Annotated in this window: 13 protein-coding genes; 8 read left to right on the top strand and 5 right to left on the bottom strand. The window is 53.9% G+C overall.

The features are described 5' to 3' along the window. Nucleotides 1-118 precede the first annotated feature (118 nt). Nucleotides 119-1,399, top strand: a complete 1,281-nt coding sequence (locus ACPUC8_RS00380) for a dicarboxylate/amino acid:cation symporter (RefSeq protein ID WP_058972856.1) — start codon at nt 119-121, stop codon at nt 1,397-1,399. A gap of 245 nt (nt 1,400-1,644) precedes the next feature. After that, a complete protein-coding gene (locus tag ACPUC8_RS00375) occupies nt 1,645-3,159 on the top strand; it encodes a M16 family metallopeptidase (RefSeq protein WP_039329178.1) in 1,515 nt (504 codons plus the stop codon). Nucleotides 3,160-3,332: 173 nt separating this feature from the next. Here the strand turns inward: ACPUC8_RS00375 and ACPUC8_RS00370 are convergent, their stop codons facing one another. Beyond that, the gene (locus ACPUC8_RS00370) at nt 3,333-4,202 is read right to left on the bottom strand and encodes an alpha/beta hydrolase (protein WP_039329180.1); all 870 of its coding nucleotides are present in this window, start codon (nt 4,200-4,202) and stop codon (nt 3,333-3,335) included. A 475-nt stretch (nt 4,203-4,677) separates the two neighbouring features. Then, nucleotides 4,678-5,613 carry a 2-dehydro-3-deoxygluconokinase gene (gene kdgK, locus ACPUC8_RS00365; protein WP_039329181.1) on the bottom strand — a complete coding sequence of 312 codons (936 nt, stop codon included), beginning with the start codon at nt 5,611-5,613 and terminating at the stop codon, nt 4,678-4,680. A gap of 284 nt (nt 5,614-5,897) precedes the next feature. Here kdgK and pdeH point away from each other — a divergent pair, with 284 nt between their 5' ends. Continuing rightward, on the top strand, nt 5,898-6,671 hold the full coding sequence (gene pdeH / locus ACPUC8_RS00360; protein WP_058970334.1) for a cyclic-guanylate-specific phosphodiesterase: 774 nt from the start codon (nt 5,898-5,900) through the stop codon (nt 6,669-6,671). Nucleotides 6,672-6,733: 62 nt separating this feature from the next. Then, entirely contained in the window at nt 6,734-8,794 is a 2,061-nt protein-coding gene (locus tag ACPUC8_RS00355) for an AsmA family protein (protein WP_494925410.1), read from the top strand. Here the strand turns inward: ACPUC8_RS00355 and ppiC are convergent, their stop codons facing one another. After that, entirely contained in the window at nt 8,795-9,076 is a 282-nt protein-coding gene (gene ppiC, locus ACPUC8_RS00350; protein WP_034827827.1) for a peptidylprolyl isomerase PpiC, read from the bottom strand. Between the two features lie 181 nt (nt 9,077-9,257). Here ppiC and rep point away from each other — a divergent pair, with 181 nt between their 5' ends. Further along, a complete protein-coding gene (rep, locus tag ACPUC8_RS00345; RefSeq protein ID WP_494925409.1) occupies nt 9,258-11,279 on the top strand; it encodes a DNA helicase Rep in 2,022 nt (673 codons plus the stop codon). Between the two features lie 157 nt (nt 11,280-11,436). Here the strand turns inward: rep and gppA are convergent, their stop codons facing one another. Beyond that, complete coding sequence (gene gppA, locus ACPUC8_RS00340) at nt 11,437-12,921, bottom strand: guanosine-5'-triphosphate,3'-diphosphate diphosphatase (protein ID WP_039329189.1); 1,485 nt, start codon at nt 12,919-12,921, stop codon at nt 11,437-11,439. 7 nt (nt 12,922-12,928) lie between these two features. Then, nucleotides 12,929-14,224 (bottom strand): ATP-dependent RNA helicase RhlB, encoded by a 1,296-nt coding sequence (gene rhlB / locus ACPUC8_RS00335; RefSeq protein ID WP_494925408.1) that lies wholly within the window; start codon nt 14,222-14,224, stop codon nt 12,929-12,931. A gap of 116 nt (nt 14,225-14,340) precedes the next feature. Between rhlB and trxA the strand changes: the two genes are divergently transcribed. The 3 genes from trxA (at nt 14,341) to wecA (ending at nt 17,632) form a co-directional block, all read left to right on the top strand. Next, on the top strand, nt 14,341-14,673 hold the full coding sequence (trxA, locus tag ACPUC8_RS00330) for a thioredoxin TrxA (RefSeq protein WP_039329191.1): 333 nt from the start codon (nt 14,341-14,343) through the stop codon (nt 14,671-14,673). Between the two features lie 344 nt (nt 14,674-15,017). Further along, nucleotides 15,018-16,277, top strand: coding sequence for a transcription termination factor Rho (rho, locus tag ACPUC8_RS00325; RefSeq protein WP_039329193.1), 1,260 nt, complete (start codon nt 15,018-15,020; stop codon nt 16,275-16,277). A 278-nt stretch (nt 16,278-16,555) separates the two neighbouring features. Continuing rightward, on the top strand, nt 16,556-17,632 hold the full coding sequence (gene wecA / locus ACPUC8_RS00320) for a UDP-N-acetylglucosamine--undecaprenyl-phosphate N-acetylglucosaminephosphotransferase (RefSeq protein ID WP_039329289.1): 1,077 nt from the start codon (nt 16,556-16,558) through the stop codon (nt 17,630-17,632). Nucleotides 17,633-17,661 lie beyond the last annotated feature (29 nt).

Genomic DNA, 17,661 nt, shown 5'->3' with positions numbered 1-17,661 from the left:
CCTGTTAACGGGGTGTTATTTTCCCGCAATCGGTAAGGTTTTTTCGCTTCCAGGCGGCTTGCCGCATGCGTTCTCCATAATAACGGCGGTGAATTCCGTCTATACCTGGACACCTGTTATGAAACTGTTCAAAAGCCTCTACTTTCAGGTGCTGGTTGCCATCGGCATCGGCGTCCTGTTGGGCCACTACTATCCTGAGTTAGGCGCGCAAATGAAGCCGCTTGGTGATGGTTTCGTTAAGCTGATCAAGATGATCATCGCCCCCGTGATTTTCTGTACGGTGGTGACCGGTATTGCCGGCATGGAGAGCATGAAAGCCGTTGGACGTACGGGCGCTGTTGCGCTGCTCTATTTTGAAGTGGTCAGCACCATCGCGCTGATTATCGGTCTGGTTGTGGTTAACGTGGTGCAGCCGGGTGCGGGCATGAACGTTGACCCTGCAACGCTTGACGCTAAAGCCGTGGCGGTTTACGCCCAGCAGGCGCAAGAGCAGGGTGTTATCGCCTTCTTGTTGGATATCATCCCGAATAGCGTGATCGGCGCCTTTGCCAGCGGCAACATCCTGCAGGTGCTGCTGTTCGCCATTCTGTTTGGTTTTGCCCTGCATCGCCTGGGTAACGCCGGTACCGTGATGTTCAACGTCATTGAGAGCTTTTCGAAAGTGATCTTCGGCGTGATCAACATGATTATGCGCCTCGCGCCAATCGGTGCTTTCGGTGCCATGGCCTTTACCATCGGTAAATACGGCGTCGGTTCACTGGTGCAGTTGGGGCAGCTGATTATCTGCTTCTACATTACCTGTGTGCTGTTTGTGGTGGTGGTGCTGGGGCTGATTGCGCGTTGGGCGGGCTTCAATATCTTCAAGTTCGTCGCTTACATCAAAGAAGAGCTGCTGATTGTGCTGGGCACTTCTTCTTCGGAATCCGCGCTGCCGCGTATGCTGGATAAGATGGAGAAGCTGGGTTGTAAGAAGTCGGTAGTGGGGTTGGTTATCCCGACCGGCTACTCATTCAACCTTGATGGTACCTCTATCTATCTCACCATGGCGGCAGTGTTTATCGCACAGGCCACCAACGCGCATATGGATATCTTCCATCAGATCACGTTATTGGTGGTGCTGCTGCTCTCCTCTAAAGGGGCTGCGGGTGTGACCGGCAGTGGCTTTATCGTGTTGGCAGCGACTTTATCTGCAGTGGGACATCTGCCGGTGGCGGGTCTGGCGCTGATTCTCGGTATCGACCGCTTTATGTCCGAAGCGCGTGCACTGACTAACCTGGTGGGTAACGGCGTGGCGACCGTTGTCGTGGCGAAGTGGGTCGGTCAGTTGGATGAAGAGCAGATGAAAGCGACGCTTTCTTCAGGGAAAAAGGTGAATAACGCATCACAAACCAGCATCTAATCGGCTAATTGCGTTAATTTCCCGAGAAATGCCCGCTGTCGCTTGCCCTGACAGCGGGCATTTGCATAATAAACCCCATTGATTTTTTTCCCGATTTTTTACCTCGTTGCGCGACATCCTGGCCATCCTGTGGTCAAAGAGTCTGTTCTTCAATAAACGTGGCGGCGAAATGCCGCGTCGGTCACCCCTGTTGTGACCGTTTATGTCGCGATAACGAGCGTTGATCTGTTTGAGTAGGGGTTCACATGCAGGGCACCAGAATTCGGCTTTTGGTTGGCGGATTGATCCTTGCGGCATCCGGCTTTGGCGCACACGCTGAAACACTCCAGCCCGATCCCGCCTGGCAGGAAGGTAAACTGGACAATGGTTTTAGCTGGCAGCTTCTGACAACGCCACAGCGTCCGAGCGATCGCATTGAGTTGCGCCTGATCGTTAACACCGGCTCGCTGGTGGAGAGCGCGCAGCAAACGGGCTTTAGCCACTTGATTCCACGTATGGCGATGGTACATAACGCCGCGTTGGACACCAACCAGCAACGCGCACTGTGGCAGCAGGCGATGGACCCGCAGCGACCGCTGCCACCGGCGATATCGTCATACGATTACACCCAATACAACCTGAGCTTGCCGAATAACCGCCCTGAGCTGCTGAAAGAAGCGCTGAGCTGGCTGGCGGCGACCGCAGGCAAAATGACCATTAATGAGCAGGTGATCTCGACCGCGTTAACCGCGACCGACCCGATTGCCACCTGGCCACCTAACACCCAAGACGTGTGGTGGCGTTATCGTTTGAAAGGCTCAGCGATGCTGGCGCACGATCCTGGCGAACAGCCGCGTGCACCGGTGGATATCGCTCAACTTAATAGCTTCTATCAGCAGTGGTACACCCCGGATGGCATGACGCTATACGTGGTGGGCAACGTGGATAGTCGCAGTATGGCCGAGCAGATCAATAAAGCGTTCTCACCGCTGAAGGGCAAGCGCGTGGCTCCGGCTGCACTGCCGACGCTGTCACCGCTGCCGCATCAGGCGGTTAACCTGGTCAACGGCGGTATGAACCAGGATCGTCTGTCTTTGGTGTGGGATACGCCGTGGCAACCGATTCGCGACTCGCAAAATCTGCAACACTACTGGCAGAGCGATCTGGCGCGTGAAGCCCTGTTCTGGCATGTGCAGCGCTCGCTGGCGGACAGCAAAGCGCAGAACGTCCAGGTCGGTTTTGACTGCCGTGTGCTGTACCAGCGCGCACAGTGTTCCATTAATATGGACAGTCCTAATGCCTCGCTGGCGCAGAACATGAATCAGGTGGCGAAAGAGTTGGCGGTGGTGCGTGATAAAGGCTTACCGCAGGAAGAGTTTGATGCGCTGATGGCGCAAAAGCTGTTAGAGCTGAACAAGCTGTTCGCCACTTACGCACGTACTGATACCGATATTCTGATGGGGCAGCGTTTGCGTTCACAGCAGAATGCGGTGGTGGATATCGCACCGGAGCAGTACCAGAAGCTGCGTCAGGCGTTTCTCAGCGAATTGACACGTGAGCAGCTCAACCAGGAACTGCGCCAGCAGCTGACGCAGGAACTGACGATGGTGTTGATTCAGCCGCAGGGCGAACCGGAAACCAACGTGAAGATGCTGCAGGACAGTTGGGACAAGGTGATGAAGGTACCCGATGCGCCTGCCGCACCGGCTGCGCCAGATGATGCCAAACCGGAAAGTAATGGCAGCGCGAGCGCCACTGACCCGGCGCAACCGTCGTCATGACAAATAATTTATGATTCATGGCCCAAGTTTAATCATCTTGGCACATGTCATCCCCAAAATAATTTGAGCTGCAGCAAGGCGGCAAGGGTGTTCATCCCCAGGAGCTTACATCAGTAAGTGACTGGGGTGAACGCGCGCAGCCAACGCCGCTGCAGCTCAAAGTATGAAGGGGATCATTTGGCGCGAAGCCATTCGGTCACGAGCATCGGCCAGCTCGCTAGCGGTAAATCCGCCACGCCCCGGATGCCAAATCCGTGGCCGCCTTTCTGATAGAAGTGAATCTCCACCGGCACTTTGTGCTCCCGCAGCGCGCTGAAGAACACCATGCTGTTATTTACGGAAACCGACTCATCATCAGTGGCGTGAATCAGCAGCGTAGGTGGCGTTTGCGCATGCACACGCGTTTCCAGTGAATAGGCTTCAATCAGCTTTTGATCAGGCCACGCGCCGAGCAAGCGGGTGCGCGAGCTTTCGTGCGCCAGCCCGTCACGCATGCTGATTACCGGATAAAGTAGCACCATCGCATCCGGGCGCGGTGAGAAGCTGTCGGCCTGATCCTGAACCGGGTAGACCTTCTCGCCAAAGCGCGTGCCCAGGCTGGCGGCCACGTGTCCCCCGGCAGAGAAGCCCATCATCACAATATATTTGCCATTCATGCCGCGCTGCGCACGATCTCGCAGCACGCGAACCGCACGCTGCGCATCGGCCAGCGGTGCATCCGGGCCTTCGTGATGGCCATCGTAGGGCAGGCGATAGGTCATCACCGCCAGCGTATAGCCCATGGAAGTGAAGAAGGTGGCGAGCGCGCTGCCTTCACGGTCAATCAGTACCCGCTGATAGCCCCCGCCAGGCGCAACCAGCAGCGTAATCCCGTTGGAGGTTTCCGGATGCCAGATTGCCATCTCCGGGCAACGCACACCGGTGGCGGCGCGGTCATAGGGTTCATATTCTTTAGCAAGATCGACGATTTGCGGTTGAGCGCGCGAATCGCTCGCGCCTGGCGCATCACCGTGCGGCCAGATATTAATAATTTCTGTGTGCATACAATCAGTCCTGAGCGAGTCATGTTGTCGTTATTCTGTTCGCGGCCGGAGTAACAGCGTCCTGCTGTTATTGATTAAAACATGGTCTGTTTTCCCGCTGGCGTCCAGCCGAAAACCGCCGATTTCATCAGTTTCGGACTATGCCTGGCGGCCCGTTTTCTTGCCGTAATCGATTGAATTTAAATTGATCTTATTAGTAAGGCTGAAGTGGTTTTGAGGGGCGTCTGTCGGATGGGGATGACTGGCGATGATGATGAAAATTAGTAGTGAAAAATGTGTTGTTAATACAAATTTCCCTGTGACTTCGGTAAGTCGGGGTAATGATTTTTTCAGGGGCGCAGGTCAATTTGGTAGCGGCGCTATTTATCGCGCAATAAATTGCGCCGCGACGGATTTTGTAGGGTGCGGCCTTTAGGCCGCCCGTTGCCGCCATCGGGCGCGCCATGGCACGCCACTACCCAGCGTAGCGGATTTATTAATGATTTGGCATGGCTTCCAACGGGATAATCGCGCCACGATGCTGAATCACCGTACTGGCGGTGAGATGACCACGCGCTGCGGCATCTTCCGCGCTTCCACCGGCTAAACGCACGGCCAGGTAACCGGCGCTAAACGAATCGCCTGCGGCAGTGGTATCGATCACTTTCTCTTTTGCCAGCTTAATCGCCGGCACTTCGCACAGGGCATCGTCGCCTATCGCCACTAAGCAGGAATCGGCACCGCGTTTAATGGCGATCTCCTGCACGCCAGCCTCACGCGTTCGCGCAATCACCGCTTCCAGCGGCTGTTCGCCCCACAGCAGATGTTCATCGTCAAGCGTCAGGAAGGCCATGTCGGTGTGTCGCAGCATCTCAGCGTACGCCTGCTGTGCGCTGGCTTGGTCAGCCCACAGGCGCGGACGGTAATTGTTATCGAAAATCACTTTTCCGCCGTTTTGACGACAGGCGCTGAGCAGGGTCATCAGCTTCTCGCGGCTGGCCGCAGGCAGGATCGCCAGACTAATTCCGCTGAGATAGAGGTAATCGTAATGGGCGAGTTGCTGGCAGATCGCCTCAGATTCCGGACTATCCAGCCAAAAACGTGCGGCCGCATCGTTACGCCAGTACCAGAAGGTGCGTTCACCATGTTCATCGGTTTCAATGAAGTACAGGCCCGGCATTTTGTTATCGAGGCGCTGAATCAGCTGGGTTTGCACCTGCTCTTGCTGCCAGGCGGCGATCATCTGATCGCTGAAGCTGTCGGTGCCGAGTGCGGTGACATAATCTACCCGTAACCGCTGGCTATCTGACTGACGCGCCAGATAGACCGCGGTATTCAGCGTATCACCGCCAAAACCGCGTTTAATATTCTCACCCTTTTCAGACAGCTCAATCATACATTCGCCAATGATGGCGATGGTCTTCTGCGTCATGATCTTTAACCTGTAGTGAATTCTGCTGACGAGTCTCGCGCCTGGTATGGCAGCTGTCAATGGTTTTTAAAACGATGTTTTAATTTAGCTTAAGGTGGTGAATGGCCCCGTCAACGGTGATTTAGCGGCCAAAGCGCCGTTTGTTTTGCCGATTAAGCCTGAAACGCGCTGATACACTCAACTGCTCGTGTGGTTGCTGAGACACATAAAGTTATCCCGTTAATAGCCGATACTTGCCGCTGGGATGTTATTTGCAGGCACCCACCACCAACCAGGAAAAAACCATGGTGATGAATAATTTAAGTCATCGGCTGCCTATTTCAATTGAACTGGAGCAACAACAGGAAACGCGTCTCTTCTGGCAGCAGTGCCAACGATTCTATACTTTCCAGCCGATCTACCAGGTCTCCGGCCGTTTACTGGCCATTGAATTACTGACTGCGGTGACTCATCCCTCCGCACCAGAGAAAAGGTTGTCGCCCGAAACCTATTTTGATGCGCTGAATATCGCGCAGCGTCTCGACGTCGTCGAGGAACAGCTTGAGCTGTTATTACAGTGGTCACACTTTTTCACCCAGCGTCAGTTGGTGGCGTCCGTTAATATCGATGGCCCGACGTTGATGGCAATACAGCAACATGCTGGGATTCGTGAATTAATCTCTGAACTGCCGTGGATGCGCTTCGAACTGACCGAACACCATGCGCTGCCGCAGGAGGAGATGGTGGCGAAGATGCCCGAGCTTGGGCCGTTGTGGCTGGATGACTTTGGATCTGGCATGGCGAACTTCTCTGCGCTCACCGAACTGCGCTATGACTATATTAAGCTGTCTCGCGAGTTGTTTATGCTGCTGCGTTCAACCGATGAAGGCCGCTCACTGTTTTCGATGTTACTGGCGCTCATCAACCGTTATTGCAACGGTGTGATCGTGGAAGGCGTTGAAACAGAAGAGGAATGGCAGCAGGTGCAGAATTCGCCCGCCATGGCCGCGCAAGGCTATTTCTTCTCGCGCCCGGTTCCATTCAGCGAACTGGAAAATATGGCACTTGAGCTTCCCTGACCCCGTTCCGTGGCGTCTCGACTACAGTTAGTTGAGACGTGGAAGGGCAAGGAGGAAGCATAATGTCACGCACAGGAAAGATCCTGAGTTGGGTTTTCGGGATTTTATTATTATTAATTGTGGTGGTCGTGGTGATAATCGCCACCTTCGACTGGAACCGCCTCAAACCGACTATCAATCAAAAAGTCTCGGCTGAACTGAATCGACCTTTCGCCATTCGCGGCGACCTGGGCGTTGACTGGGTGCGCAATCGCGAAGAGCCTGGCTGGCGCAGTTGGGTACCCTGGCCACAGGTGCATGCCGACGACATTATGCTCGGTAACCCTCCCAATATTCCTGATGTCACCATGGTGCACTTGCAGCGCGTTGAAGCCACGCTTGCGCCGCTGGCGCTGCTGCATCAAGAGGTTTATCTGCCGTGGATCAAGTTGCAGTTGCCAGACGCGCGCTTGGTACAAACCGCCGATAAAAAGAATAACTGGACCTTCAACCTAGCCAGTAGCGCCAACAGCGATGCCAACGCACCGCCTTCAGCCTGGTCATTCCGTCTCGATAACATCCTGTTTGATAAGGGGGAAGTGCGCTATCGCGATGCCATCAATAAGGCTGATGTCACGGTCATTATCAACCCGTTAGGTAAACCGCTGCCTTATGCCCAAGTCGCTGGCGGTAACGATCAGCAAAAAGGCGCGGGTGATTTTGTTTTCGGCTGGCAGGCAAACGGCACCTATAACAACCAGAAGCTGGAGGGTGAGGGCAAAATTGGCGGCATGCTATCGCTGCGCAGCAAAACGACTCCTTTCCCGCTGCAGGTCGATGTGCGTAACGGCACGACGCGGGTGCGTGTTGATGGCACTTTGCAGGATCCGCTCAATCTCGGTGGCTTAGATGTGCGCCTGCGTTTTTCTGGCGACACCCTGGCGAACTTGTATGGTTTGACCGGCGTGCTGTTGCCGGATACGCCGCCTTATGAAACGGATGGTCACCTGATTGCGCGCTTTAATGAGGAAAAAGGTCCGCTGTTCCAGTATGAGAAGTTTAACGGCCATATTGGTGACAGTGATATTCATGGCTCGTTAACCTATCGTCAGGCAAAACCGCGCCCGAGCCTGACCGGTGAGCTGAGTTCAAATCAGCTGCGTATGGCGGATTTAGGGCCGCTGATCGGGGTTAACTCAGGCAAAGGCAGTGAGAAAACCCAGCAGGCCAAAGCACAGCGCGGCGACGCCTCTACGCAACCAGCGGACCGTGTGCTGCCACACGATAAGTTCGATACCAAAAGCTGGGATGTGATGGATGCCGATGTGAAGTTCAGCGGCAAACGCATCGAACACAGCAGCAAGCTGCCGCTCAGCGATCTTTACACCCATCTTCAATTGAAGAACGGCGATCTGCTGTTAGATCCGCTGCGCTTTGGCATGGCGGGCGGCAGTATCAATTCCACCTTGCATCTGGAAGGGGATAAAAGTCCGATGCGCGGTCGAGCTGATTTGCACGCGCGTAAATTGCAATTGCGTCAGCTGTTCCCAAATGTCACCGCGATGCAGCGTAGCCTGGGGCAGTTGAATGGTGATGCGACCCTGAGCGGTACCGGGAATTCGGTGGCGGATTTGCTGGGTACCAGTAACGGTGAGCTGAAGTTGTTAATGAACGATGGCTTGATCAGCCGCAGCCTGATGGAGATTGCCGGATTAAACGTCGGCAATTATGTGGTCGGTAAGTTGTTCGGTGACGATGAAGTGCGCATCAACTGCGCGGCCACCGATCTGAATATCCGTCAGGGCTTGGCCACACCGAAGGTGTTTGTGCTGGATACCGAGAATGCGGTGATCAACGTTACCGGCAACGTCAACTTCGCCAATGAGCGGATGGATTTGTCGATTAATCCGGAGAGTAAAGGCATTCGTATCATCACCTTGCGTTCGCCGCTCTATGTGCGCGGCACCTTTAAAAATCCTGATGCGGGCGTGAAAGCGGGGCCGTTGATTGCACGCGGTGCGGCAGCCGTTGCGCTGGGTGCCGTGGTGGCACCGGCTGCGGCGCTGCTGGCACTGATTTCGCCCAGCGATACGGATGCGAATCAGTGCAGTAACGTGTTGCAGCAGATGAAAAGTAAAAAGTGATCAGTTACGCCACAGCACTTTGATGATGTGATAGCCGAAAGCGGTTTTCACCGGTCCGTAAGGTTGCAGCAGCGGGCAAGAGAAGACCGCTTTATCAAAGGCGGGGACCATCTGCCCTTTACGAAATTCCCCTAAATCGCCGCCGTTGCGGCCCGAGGGGCAAGTGGAGTGTTTTTTGGCCAGCTGCTGAAAGTTTGCGCCTTTCTCCAGTTGTGCCAGCAATGATTTGGCCTGCGCTTCATCCTTGACGAGGATGTGCAAAGCCGCCGCGGTTTTCGCCATGATGGAGTCTCTGTATGTATGTATAATGTCCGGCGCATTATAGCCTAATGCGGCTGCTATCTGCTGTAGGGTCGCCATTTTTGGCGACCTGGTAGTGAGGTGCGCATGAATGTGCCCCCTCCGGGATAGCGGCAGGCTTTTTGTTCCCCATTCTTCTGATTCAACTGAGTGAAATTCCGTTATGCGTTTAAACCCCGGCCAACAACGTGCTGTCGAATTTGTCACCGGTCCTTGCCTGGTGCTGGCCGGTGCGGGCTCAGGTAAAACCCGTGTTATCACCAATAAAATCGCCCACCTGATCCGCGAATGCGGCTATCAGGCACGGCATATCGCGGCGGTAACCTTTACCAATAAAGCCTCGCGTGAGATGAAAGAGCGTGTGGCACAAACGCTGGGGCGCAAAGAGGCGCGCGGCCTGATGATTTCGACATTCCATACATTGGGGTTGGAGATCATCAAACGCGAATACAAAGCGCTGGGGATGAAAGCCAGTTTCTCACTGTTCGACGACCAGGATCAGCTGGCACTGTTGAAAGACCTCACCCAGCAGTGGCTGGAAGAGGACAAAACCCTGTTACAGCAGCTGATCTCCACTATTTCCAACTGGAAGAATGACCTGGTGGATCCGCAGGGTGCGGTAGGGCTGGCGAAATCGCAGCGTGATCAGATTTTCGCCCATTGCTACCAGCTTTACGATCAGCACCTGAAATCCTGCAACGTGCTGGATTTCGACGATTTAATCGCGCTGCCCACGCTGTTGCTACAACGCAACCAGGAAGTGCGCGAACGCTGGCAGCAGCGCATTCGCTACTTGCTGGTGGATGAATATCAGGACACCAACACCAGTCAATATGAGCTGGTCAAGCTGCTGGTCGGCAGCCGTGCGCGCTTTACCGTGGTGGGTGATGATGACCAATCGATCTACTCATGGCGCGGTGCGCGTCCGCAAAATCTGGTGTTATTAAAAGAGGATTTCCCGGCGCTGGAAGTGGTGAAGCTGGAGCAAAACTACCGCTCGACGCAGCGCATTCTGAAGTCTGCCAATATCCTGATTGCCAACAACCCGCACGTGTTTGAGAAGCGATTGTTTTCCGAACTGGGACAAGGCAGCGAGTTGAAAGTGCTGAGTGCCAACAATGAGGACCATGAGGCGGAGCGGGTCGCAGGGGAGCTGATTGCCCACCACTTCATTAATAAGACCGCCTACAAAGATTACGCGATCCTCTATCGTGGCAACCATCAGTCGCGCGTGTTTGAAAAGCAGCTGATGCAGAACCGTATTCCCTATCGTATCTCTGGCGGCACCTCGTTCTTCTCGCGCCCGGAAATTAAAGATTTGCTCGCTTATCTGCGAGTACTGACGAATCAGGAAGATGACAGCGCCTTCTTGCGTATCGTCAACACGCCGCGCCGTGAAATTGGCCCCGCCACGCTGCAAAAGCTGGGTGAGTGGGCCAATCTGCGCAGTAAGAGTTTGTTCAACGCTAGTTTCGATATGGGACTGGAGCAGACGCTGAGTGGACGCGGTCTTGAGCACTTGCAGCGGTTTACACACTGGCTGAATGACATTATTCAGCTGACCGAGCGTGAACCGGTGAATGCCGTGCGCGACCTGATTCGCGGTGTCGATTACGAAAGCTGGTTGTTTGAAACCTCGCCAAGCCCCAAAGCGGCTGAAATGCGCATGAAGAACGTCAACACGCTGTTCCAGTGGATGACGGAAATGCTGGAAGGTGACGAACTGAATGAGCCGATGACGCTGGCGCAGGTTGTCACCCGTTTTACGCTGCGTGACATGATGGAACGCGGTGAAAGTGACGAAGAGAGCGATCAGGTGCAGCTAATGACGCTGCACGCATCGAAAGGGCTGGAGTTCCCGTATGTGTATCTGGTCGGTATGGAAGAGGGGCTATTGCCGCATCAGAGCAGCATTGACGAGAACAACATCGAAGAAGAGCGCCGTTTGGCATACGTGGGCATTACCCGTGCGCAGAAAGAGCTGACGTTTACCCTGTGCCGCGAGCGCCGCCAGTACGGTGAGCTGGTGCGCCCGGAGCCGAGTCGTTTCCTGCTGGAGCTACCGCAGGATGATGTGATGTGGGAGCACGAGAAAAAAGTGGTGAGCGCGGAAGAGCGCATGAAGACCGGCCAATCGCGAGTCGCTGGATTACGCGCGATGCTGGATAAGGCGAAAAAGGGTTAATGGTTGGCGGTCGCCATGAATGGCGACCCTACGCAAAAAACCTGTAGGGTGCGCATTCATGCGCACCTGGAAATCACGAGATCTTCTGTCGCCAGGCCGTAAATGCGCATTTGACGGGAGCTTTTCAACCCAGCATCAGCAAGCGCAGTCGGTTCGATCAAGAAATAGTAAGTAGCCAGTGTACGTAGGACTGATAGTGACTTTCCTGTTCTAACAGCTCAGCTCGCAGCGGATGCGCATCCAGCCAGCCAGCAGGCAGTGTCAAATGCAGTGCATCATCATCGGCCTGCAAACGTACCGCGGGCAGCGTGTCATCACGACGGCGGCTGGAGAAGATAATCGCCAGACGTAACAAGCGGCTTAACCGTTCTGCCATGCGCGGAGGTACGGCGTTCTGTTGCGTCAGCAAGCCCAGATCAATACTGCCACTCTGGTTCTGCAGCATACAGGCCAACATTTTTTTCTGGGCGGGAGTAAAGCCAGGGAGGTCGAGATGACGAATCAGATAAGCGGCGTGTTGTGGCGCCTGACGAAAATCGACGCTCAGGCCAATTTCGTGGATAGAACAGGCACTTAATAGCAGGTCACGACATCGGTTATCCAGCTTCCAACTGCTGCTCACCTGGCGGAAAAAGCTCTCTGCCAACTGACGCACGCGGCCTGCTTGTTCCACATCAATGGAGAAGCGGCGCTGGACGTTCTGCAATGTCCGACTGCGGATATCGCGATCGATCGGCAGATGCAGCATGCCGTACACCAAACCTTCGCGAAGCGCACCGCCGGCCAACGTCATGCTGTCGATATTGAGTTCGTGGAAGATGGCGATGAGAATGGAAAGGCCACTTGGGAACACCAGAGCACGCTCCAGCGTCAATCCTTCAATTTCCAGTTCTTCCAGCTTCCCGCACTGAATGGCGCGCTGTTTTAACTGCTGCAGCTTACTCAGGGTGATGCGTTCATCCATCCCCTGCGCCACCATGATTTCCTGCAGTGCCTGCACGGTGCCGGAGGCGCCCACGCAGATCTGCCAGCCTTTTTCACGCAGGGCGGCAGCGACAGGGCGAATAATCTCGCGCGCAGCCCGTTCGGCCTGCTCGAAATTCTCTTTCGCCAGATGGCGATCGCCAAAGTAACGTTCCAGCCAGGTGACGCAGCCCATCGACAAGCTAAACAGCGTGGTCGCGTGCGAACCTTCACCGGTGACCAGTTCGGTACTGCCCCCGCCGATATCCACCACCAAGCGCTGATCGGAACCGCCGGTAGTATGGGCAACGCCTTGATAAATCAGACGCGCTTCTTCCTCGCCGCTGATGACATTCACCGGGCAGCCCAGAATCTCTTCAGCAGTGGTCAGGAAATCTTGTGCATTTTCGGCAATACGCAGCGTCGCGGTTGCCACCACGCGGATTTGCTCAGGCGGGATGTCCTGCAATTGTTCGGAGAAAAGCTTTAAACATTGCCATCCGCGCTGCATCGCTTCGATGGAGAGCTGATTGGCTTTGTCCAGCCCGGCAGCCAGACGCACTTTGCGTTTAATCCGCGCAACGGTCTGAATACTGCCGGATACCTCGCGCACCACCAACATATGAAAGCTGTTAGAACCTAAATCAATCGCAGCATAAAGTGACGATGCGCTCAGCATGGTGTGCTTAACTCGAACGTTTACGGTTGTTATTACGCGGTGCACCGCTCCGACGGTTACTGTTGTTTCCGCCACGGCGTGGGCCATTACCTGAACGGCTGCGCTGCAGGCGTTTTGGCGGAGGCAGTTCACTCATCAGTGCTTCGCTGTTGTACTTGCTCACCGGAATGCCGTGGCCGATATACTCTTCAATTGCAGGCAGGTTCAGGGCGTACTCTTCACAAGCCAGGCTGATTGAGTGTCCGCTGGCACCGGCACGACCGGTACGGCCAATACGGTGAACATAGTCTTCACGGTCGTCAGGCAGATCGTAGTTAAACACGTGGGTGACGGCAGGAATGTGCAGACCGCGTGCGGCAACATCCGTTGCGACCAGGATATCGACATCACCTTTAGTGAAATCATCCAGAATGCGCAGACGTTTCTTCTGAGCCACATCCCCTGTCAGCAAGCCCACGCGGTGACCATCAGCGGCCAGGTGGCCCCAGATATCTTCACAGCGGTGTTTGGTGTTGGCGAAAATAATGGCGCGATCTGGCCATTCTTCTTCCAGCAAGGTTTGCAGCAGGCGCATCTTTTCTTCATTAGAAGGATAGAAAAGTTCTTCTTTGATGCGGTGGCCGGTTTTCTGCTCAGGCTCAACTTCAACGTACTCGGCGTTGTTCATGTGTTCAAACGCCAGTTCACGTACGCGGTAAGAAAGGGTCGCGGAGAACAGCATGCTCAGACGCTGGGTGGCCGGCGGCATGCGGCGGAACAGCCAGCGGATGTCTTTAATAAAGCCGAGGTCGAACATGCGGTCGGCTTCATCCAGTACCATGACCTGAATCGCACCGAGACTGACATGATTCTGTTTAGCATAATCGATAAGGCGACCCGTGGTGCCCACCAGAATATCGACGCCTTCCGCTAACACTTTCAGCTGTTTGTCGTAGCCGTCGCCACCGTAGGCAAGGCCCAACTTCAGACCTGTCACCTGCGACAGTTGCTCAGCATCGGCGTGAATCTGCACCGCAAGTTCACGCGTAGGGGCCAGGATCAGCGCGCGCGGCTGGTTGATCTGGCGGCCTTCGGCGGCTGGATGAGAAAGAAGATGATGAAACGTTGACGTCAGGAACGCCATCGTTTTGCCCGTACCGGTTTGCGCCTGACCCGCAACATCACGCCCTGAAAGCGCAAAAGGCAATGCGAGCGCCTGGATAGGCGTGCAGTTATGAAAGCCTTTTTTATCAAGGGCTTCCACTACCTGTGGGTGCAGGGCGAAGTCGGAAAACTTCTGTTCAGTTAAGTGTGTTTTGCTCATAGTGTGGTAGAATATCAGCTTACTAGCGCTTTACGAAAGCGTATCCGATGAAATAAAGTCATCCTACGTTGGTATATTTTACGCCAATTCGCCAGGCACAATCTTTGGAGTTAAACATGAGCAGCGATAAAATCGTTCACTTGACCGATGACAGTTTCGACACCGACGTGTTGAAAGCAGAAGGTGTCACTCTGGTAGATTTCTGGGCTGAATGGTGTGGTCCTTGCAAAATGATCGCCCCCATTCTCGACGAAGTCGCAGAAGAGTACGAAGGTAAGCTTACCATCGCCAAGTTGAACATTGATGACAACCCGGGCACTGCGCCTAAATACGGCATTCGTGGTATCCCGACACTGCTGCTGTTCAAGAACGGCGAAGTGGCTGCGACCAAAGTCGGCGCCCTGTCTAAAGGTCAGCTGAAAGAGTTCCTGAACGCTAACCTGGCCTAAGTCCAGCGCGGTGTTGTTCCGCAGTGGTGAATTTTTTCGCCACTGCTGGACGTCCTCTTTCAGGCGTGTTAAGTTGACCTTACTGCATTACGCACTTACCTTGTAGTTTGCATCTAAAGTTTTCCCTTGTCAGACCCTGCTCGCATTGAACGTTATCGTGGTTTGGCAATCTGATGACTAGCACATTCGGCATCACCTTTCGACCGTCTCTTCGTTTCCTATCGCCACACCTGACGATAATCGTCGAGTAGAGTTGAAAAAGAGCCATTAACAGGCATGGAATTTTTGCCATACCACTCACGACAATCATTTCGAGAATTACCCCGAGTTTAAGAACCCTCACTATGAATCTTACCGAATTAAAGAATACGCCGGTTTCTGAGCTGATTACCCTCGGCGAAAATATGGGTCTGGAAAACCAGGCACGTATGCGCAAGCAGGATATTATTTTCTCTATCCTGAAGCAGCATGCCAAAAGTGGCGAAGACATCTTTGGTGATGGTGTGCTGGAGATATTGCAGGACGGATTTGGTTTCCTCCGTTCTGGAGACAGCTCCTACCTCGCCGGTCCCGATGATATCTACGTTTCTCCCAGCCAAATCCGCCGCTTCAACCTCCGCACTGGTGACACCATTTCTGGCAAAATTCGCCCACCAAAAGAGGGTGAACGTTATTTTGCACTGTTGAAAGTTAACGAAGTTAACTACGACAAGCCGGAAAACGCGCGTAATAAGATTCTGTTCGAAAACCTCACGCCACTGCACGCAAACAATCGTCTGCGTATGGAGCGCGGTAATGGCTCAACCGAAGATTTGACCGCACGTGTACTCGACCTGGCTTCGCCAATTGGCCGTGGCCAACGTGGTCTGATCGTGGCACCACCGAAAGCCGGTAAAACCATGCTGCTGCAGAACATTGCGCAGAGCATTGCCTACAACTACCCGGATTGCGTGTTGATGGTGCTGCTGATTGACGAGCGTCCGGAAGAAGTGACCGAGATGCAGCGTCTGGTAAAAGGTGAAGTGATTGCTTCTACCTTTGACGAACCAGCATCACGCCATGTTCAGGTTGCTGAGATGGTGATCGAGAAGGCTAAACGCCTGGTTGAGCATAAAAAAGACGTTATCATCCTGCTTGACTCCATCACTCGTCTGGCCCGTGCTTATAACACCGTTGTGCCAGCTTCCGGTAAAGTCTTGACCGGTGGTGTGGATGCTAACGCCCTGCACCGTCCAAAGCGTTTCTTCGGTGCGGCACGTAACGTGGAAGAGGGCGGCAGCTTGACCATCATCGCCACCGCGCTGGTTGATACCGGTTCGAAGATGGATGAAGTGATTTACGAAGAATTTAAAGGTACAGGTAACATGGAACTGCACCTGTCGCGTAAAATTGCTGAAAAACGTGTGTTCCCGGCCATCGATTACAATCGCTCCGGTACCCGTAAAGAAGAGCTGCTGACTTCTCAGGAAGAACTGCAGAAGATGTGGATCCTGCGCAAAATTATCCATCCAATGGGTGAAATCGACGCGATGGAGTTCCTCATTAATAAACTGGCGATGACCAAAACCAATGATGAATTCTTCGACATGATGAAGCGTTCATAAGTTGGCGCAAGTGAATCGCTAAGCGAAGCGATTCGGTCGCACACTTTGCCAGGATTTATTGCTAACGCCACGTCTTAACGTGGCGTTTTTCATTTATGGGCATTAGGATTAGCCCAGTCAGGAAGCATTATGATGATTGTGCCAGAAAGGTGCTGCTTTTTTCAGCAATCAGACTTTTCGCAGGCAGAATTCGGACAAAGGATATACGGCAATGGCAAGGATCTTGCTTATTGTTGTCGATGATTTTAGCTGAGAGCGTTAACGTGAATTTACTCACTATGAGTACTGAGCTGGGTTTAGTTTTTCTTTTTACCTTAGTGTTCCTATTTTTTGCTCGCAAAGCAGCTAAAAAAATTGGGCTGGTGGACACGCCTAATTCAAGAAAACGACACCATGGCGCCATTCCCTTAGTGGGCGGGATTTCCGTTTATGCGGGGATCTGCTTTGCTTTCGCTATTTCAGATTATTATTTGCCCCATGCCTCACTCTATCTTGCGTGCGCAGGTGTGCTGGTGCTGGTCGGTGCGCTAGACGATCGCTTCGACATCAGCGTTAAAATTCGCGCGTTAGTGCAGGCAGCCGTCGCCATTGTGATGATGGTCGGTGCCAAGCTTTATCTATTGAGCCTCGGCTTTATCATCGGCCCTGTGGAGTTGGTTGTCGGGCCTTTTGGCTATGTGCTCACGCTGTTTGCCGTCTGGGCAGCGATCAACGCCTTCAATATGGTTGATGGGATTGACGGCCTGCTGGGAGGCCTTGCCAGCGTCACCTTTGCGGCGATGGGCATCATCCTCTATTTCGACGGCCAGACCAGCCTCGCGATGTGGTGCTTCGCCATGATCGCGGCCACTATTCCTTATATCTTATTGAACCTTGGTCTGATTGGTCGCCGCTATAAGGTGTTTATGGGCGATGCCGGCAGCACTATGATCGGGTTCACCATCATCTGGATTCTGCTGGAAACCACCCAGGGCTTGAGTCACCCGATTACCCCTGTCACAGCATTGTGGCTGATTGCCATTCCTTTGATGGACATGGTGGCCATCATGTATCGCCGTTTACGTAAAGGCATGAGCCCGTTTTCGGCTGACCGCCAGCACATTCACCATTTGATCATGCGCGCAGGTTTTACTTCACGTCAGGCGTTTGTCCTGATCACTGTAGCCGCAGCGATTCTGGCGGGCATTGGCGTATTAGGTGAATATCTTGCCTTCATCCCCGAGTGGGTGATGCTGGTGTTATTCCTGATGGCATTCTTCCTTTACGGCTATTGCCTGAAACACGCCTGGCGTGTGGCACGCAAAATCCGTCGCATAAAACGTCGCTGGCAAAGTAGCAGCGAAGATAAAAAATAAATTACCCGATCAGTACCCGGATAAGGACT

This window comes from Pantoea sp. CFCC18177 (assembly GCF_059412425.1).
Note: the sequence above shows the minus strand (reverse complement) of the source record. Positions and strands in the feature narration are given on the sequence as shown.

Excerpts from the sequence above, each read along its gene's own strand:
- ACPUC8_RS00380 (WP_058972856.1), top strand. The coding sequence starts at position 119 with ATGAAACTGTTCAAAAGCCTCTACTTTCAGGTGCTGGTTGCCATCGGC.
- ACPUC8_RS00375 (WP_039329178.1), top strand. The coding sequence starts at position 1,645 with ATGCAGGGCACCAGAATTCGGCTTTTGGTTGGCGGATTGATCCTTGCG.
- ACPUC8_RS00370 (WP_039329180.1), bottom strand. The coding sequence starts at position 4,202 with ATGCACACAGAAATTATTAATATCTGGCCGCACGGTGATGCGCCAGGC.
- kdgK (WP_039329181.1), bottom strand. The coding sequence starts at position 5,613 with ATGACGCAGAAGACCATCGCCATCATTGGCGAATGTATGATTGAGCTG.
- pdeH (WP_058970334.1), top strand. The coding sequence starts at position 5,898 with ATGGTGATGAATAATTTAAGTCATCGGCTGCCTATTTCAATTGAACTG.
- ACPUC8_RS00355 (WP_494925410.1), top strand. The coding sequence starts at position 6,734 with ATGTCACGCACAGGAAAGATCCTGAGTTGGGTTTTCGGGATTTTATTA.
- ppiC (WP_034827827.1), bottom strand. The coding sequence starts at position 9,076 with ATGGCGAAAACCGCGGCGGCTTTGCACATCCTCGTCAAGGATGAAGCG.
- rep (WP_494925409.1), top strand. The coding sequence starts at position 9,258 with ATGCGTTTAAACCCCGGCCAACAACGTGCTGTCGAATTTGTCACCGGT.
- gppA (WP_039329189.1), bottom strand. The coding sequence starts at position 12,921 with ATGCTGAGCGCATCGTCACTTTATGCTGCGATTGATTTAGGTTCTAAC.
- rhlB (WP_494925408.1), bottom strand. The coding sequence starts at position 14,224 with ATGAGCAAAACACACTTAACTGAACAGAAGTTTTCCGACTTCGCCCTG.
- trxA (WP_039329191.1), top strand. The coding sequence starts at position 14,341 with ATGAGCAGCGATAAAATCGTTCACTTGACCGATGACAGTTTCGACACC.
- rho (WP_039329193.1), top strand. The coding sequence starts at position 15,018 with ATGAATCTTACCGAATTAAAGAATACGCCGGTTTCTGAGCTGATTACC.
- wecA (WP_039329289.1), top strand. The coding sequence starts at position 16,556 with ATGAGTACTGAGCTGGGTTTAGTTTTTCTTTTTACCTTAGTGTTCCTA.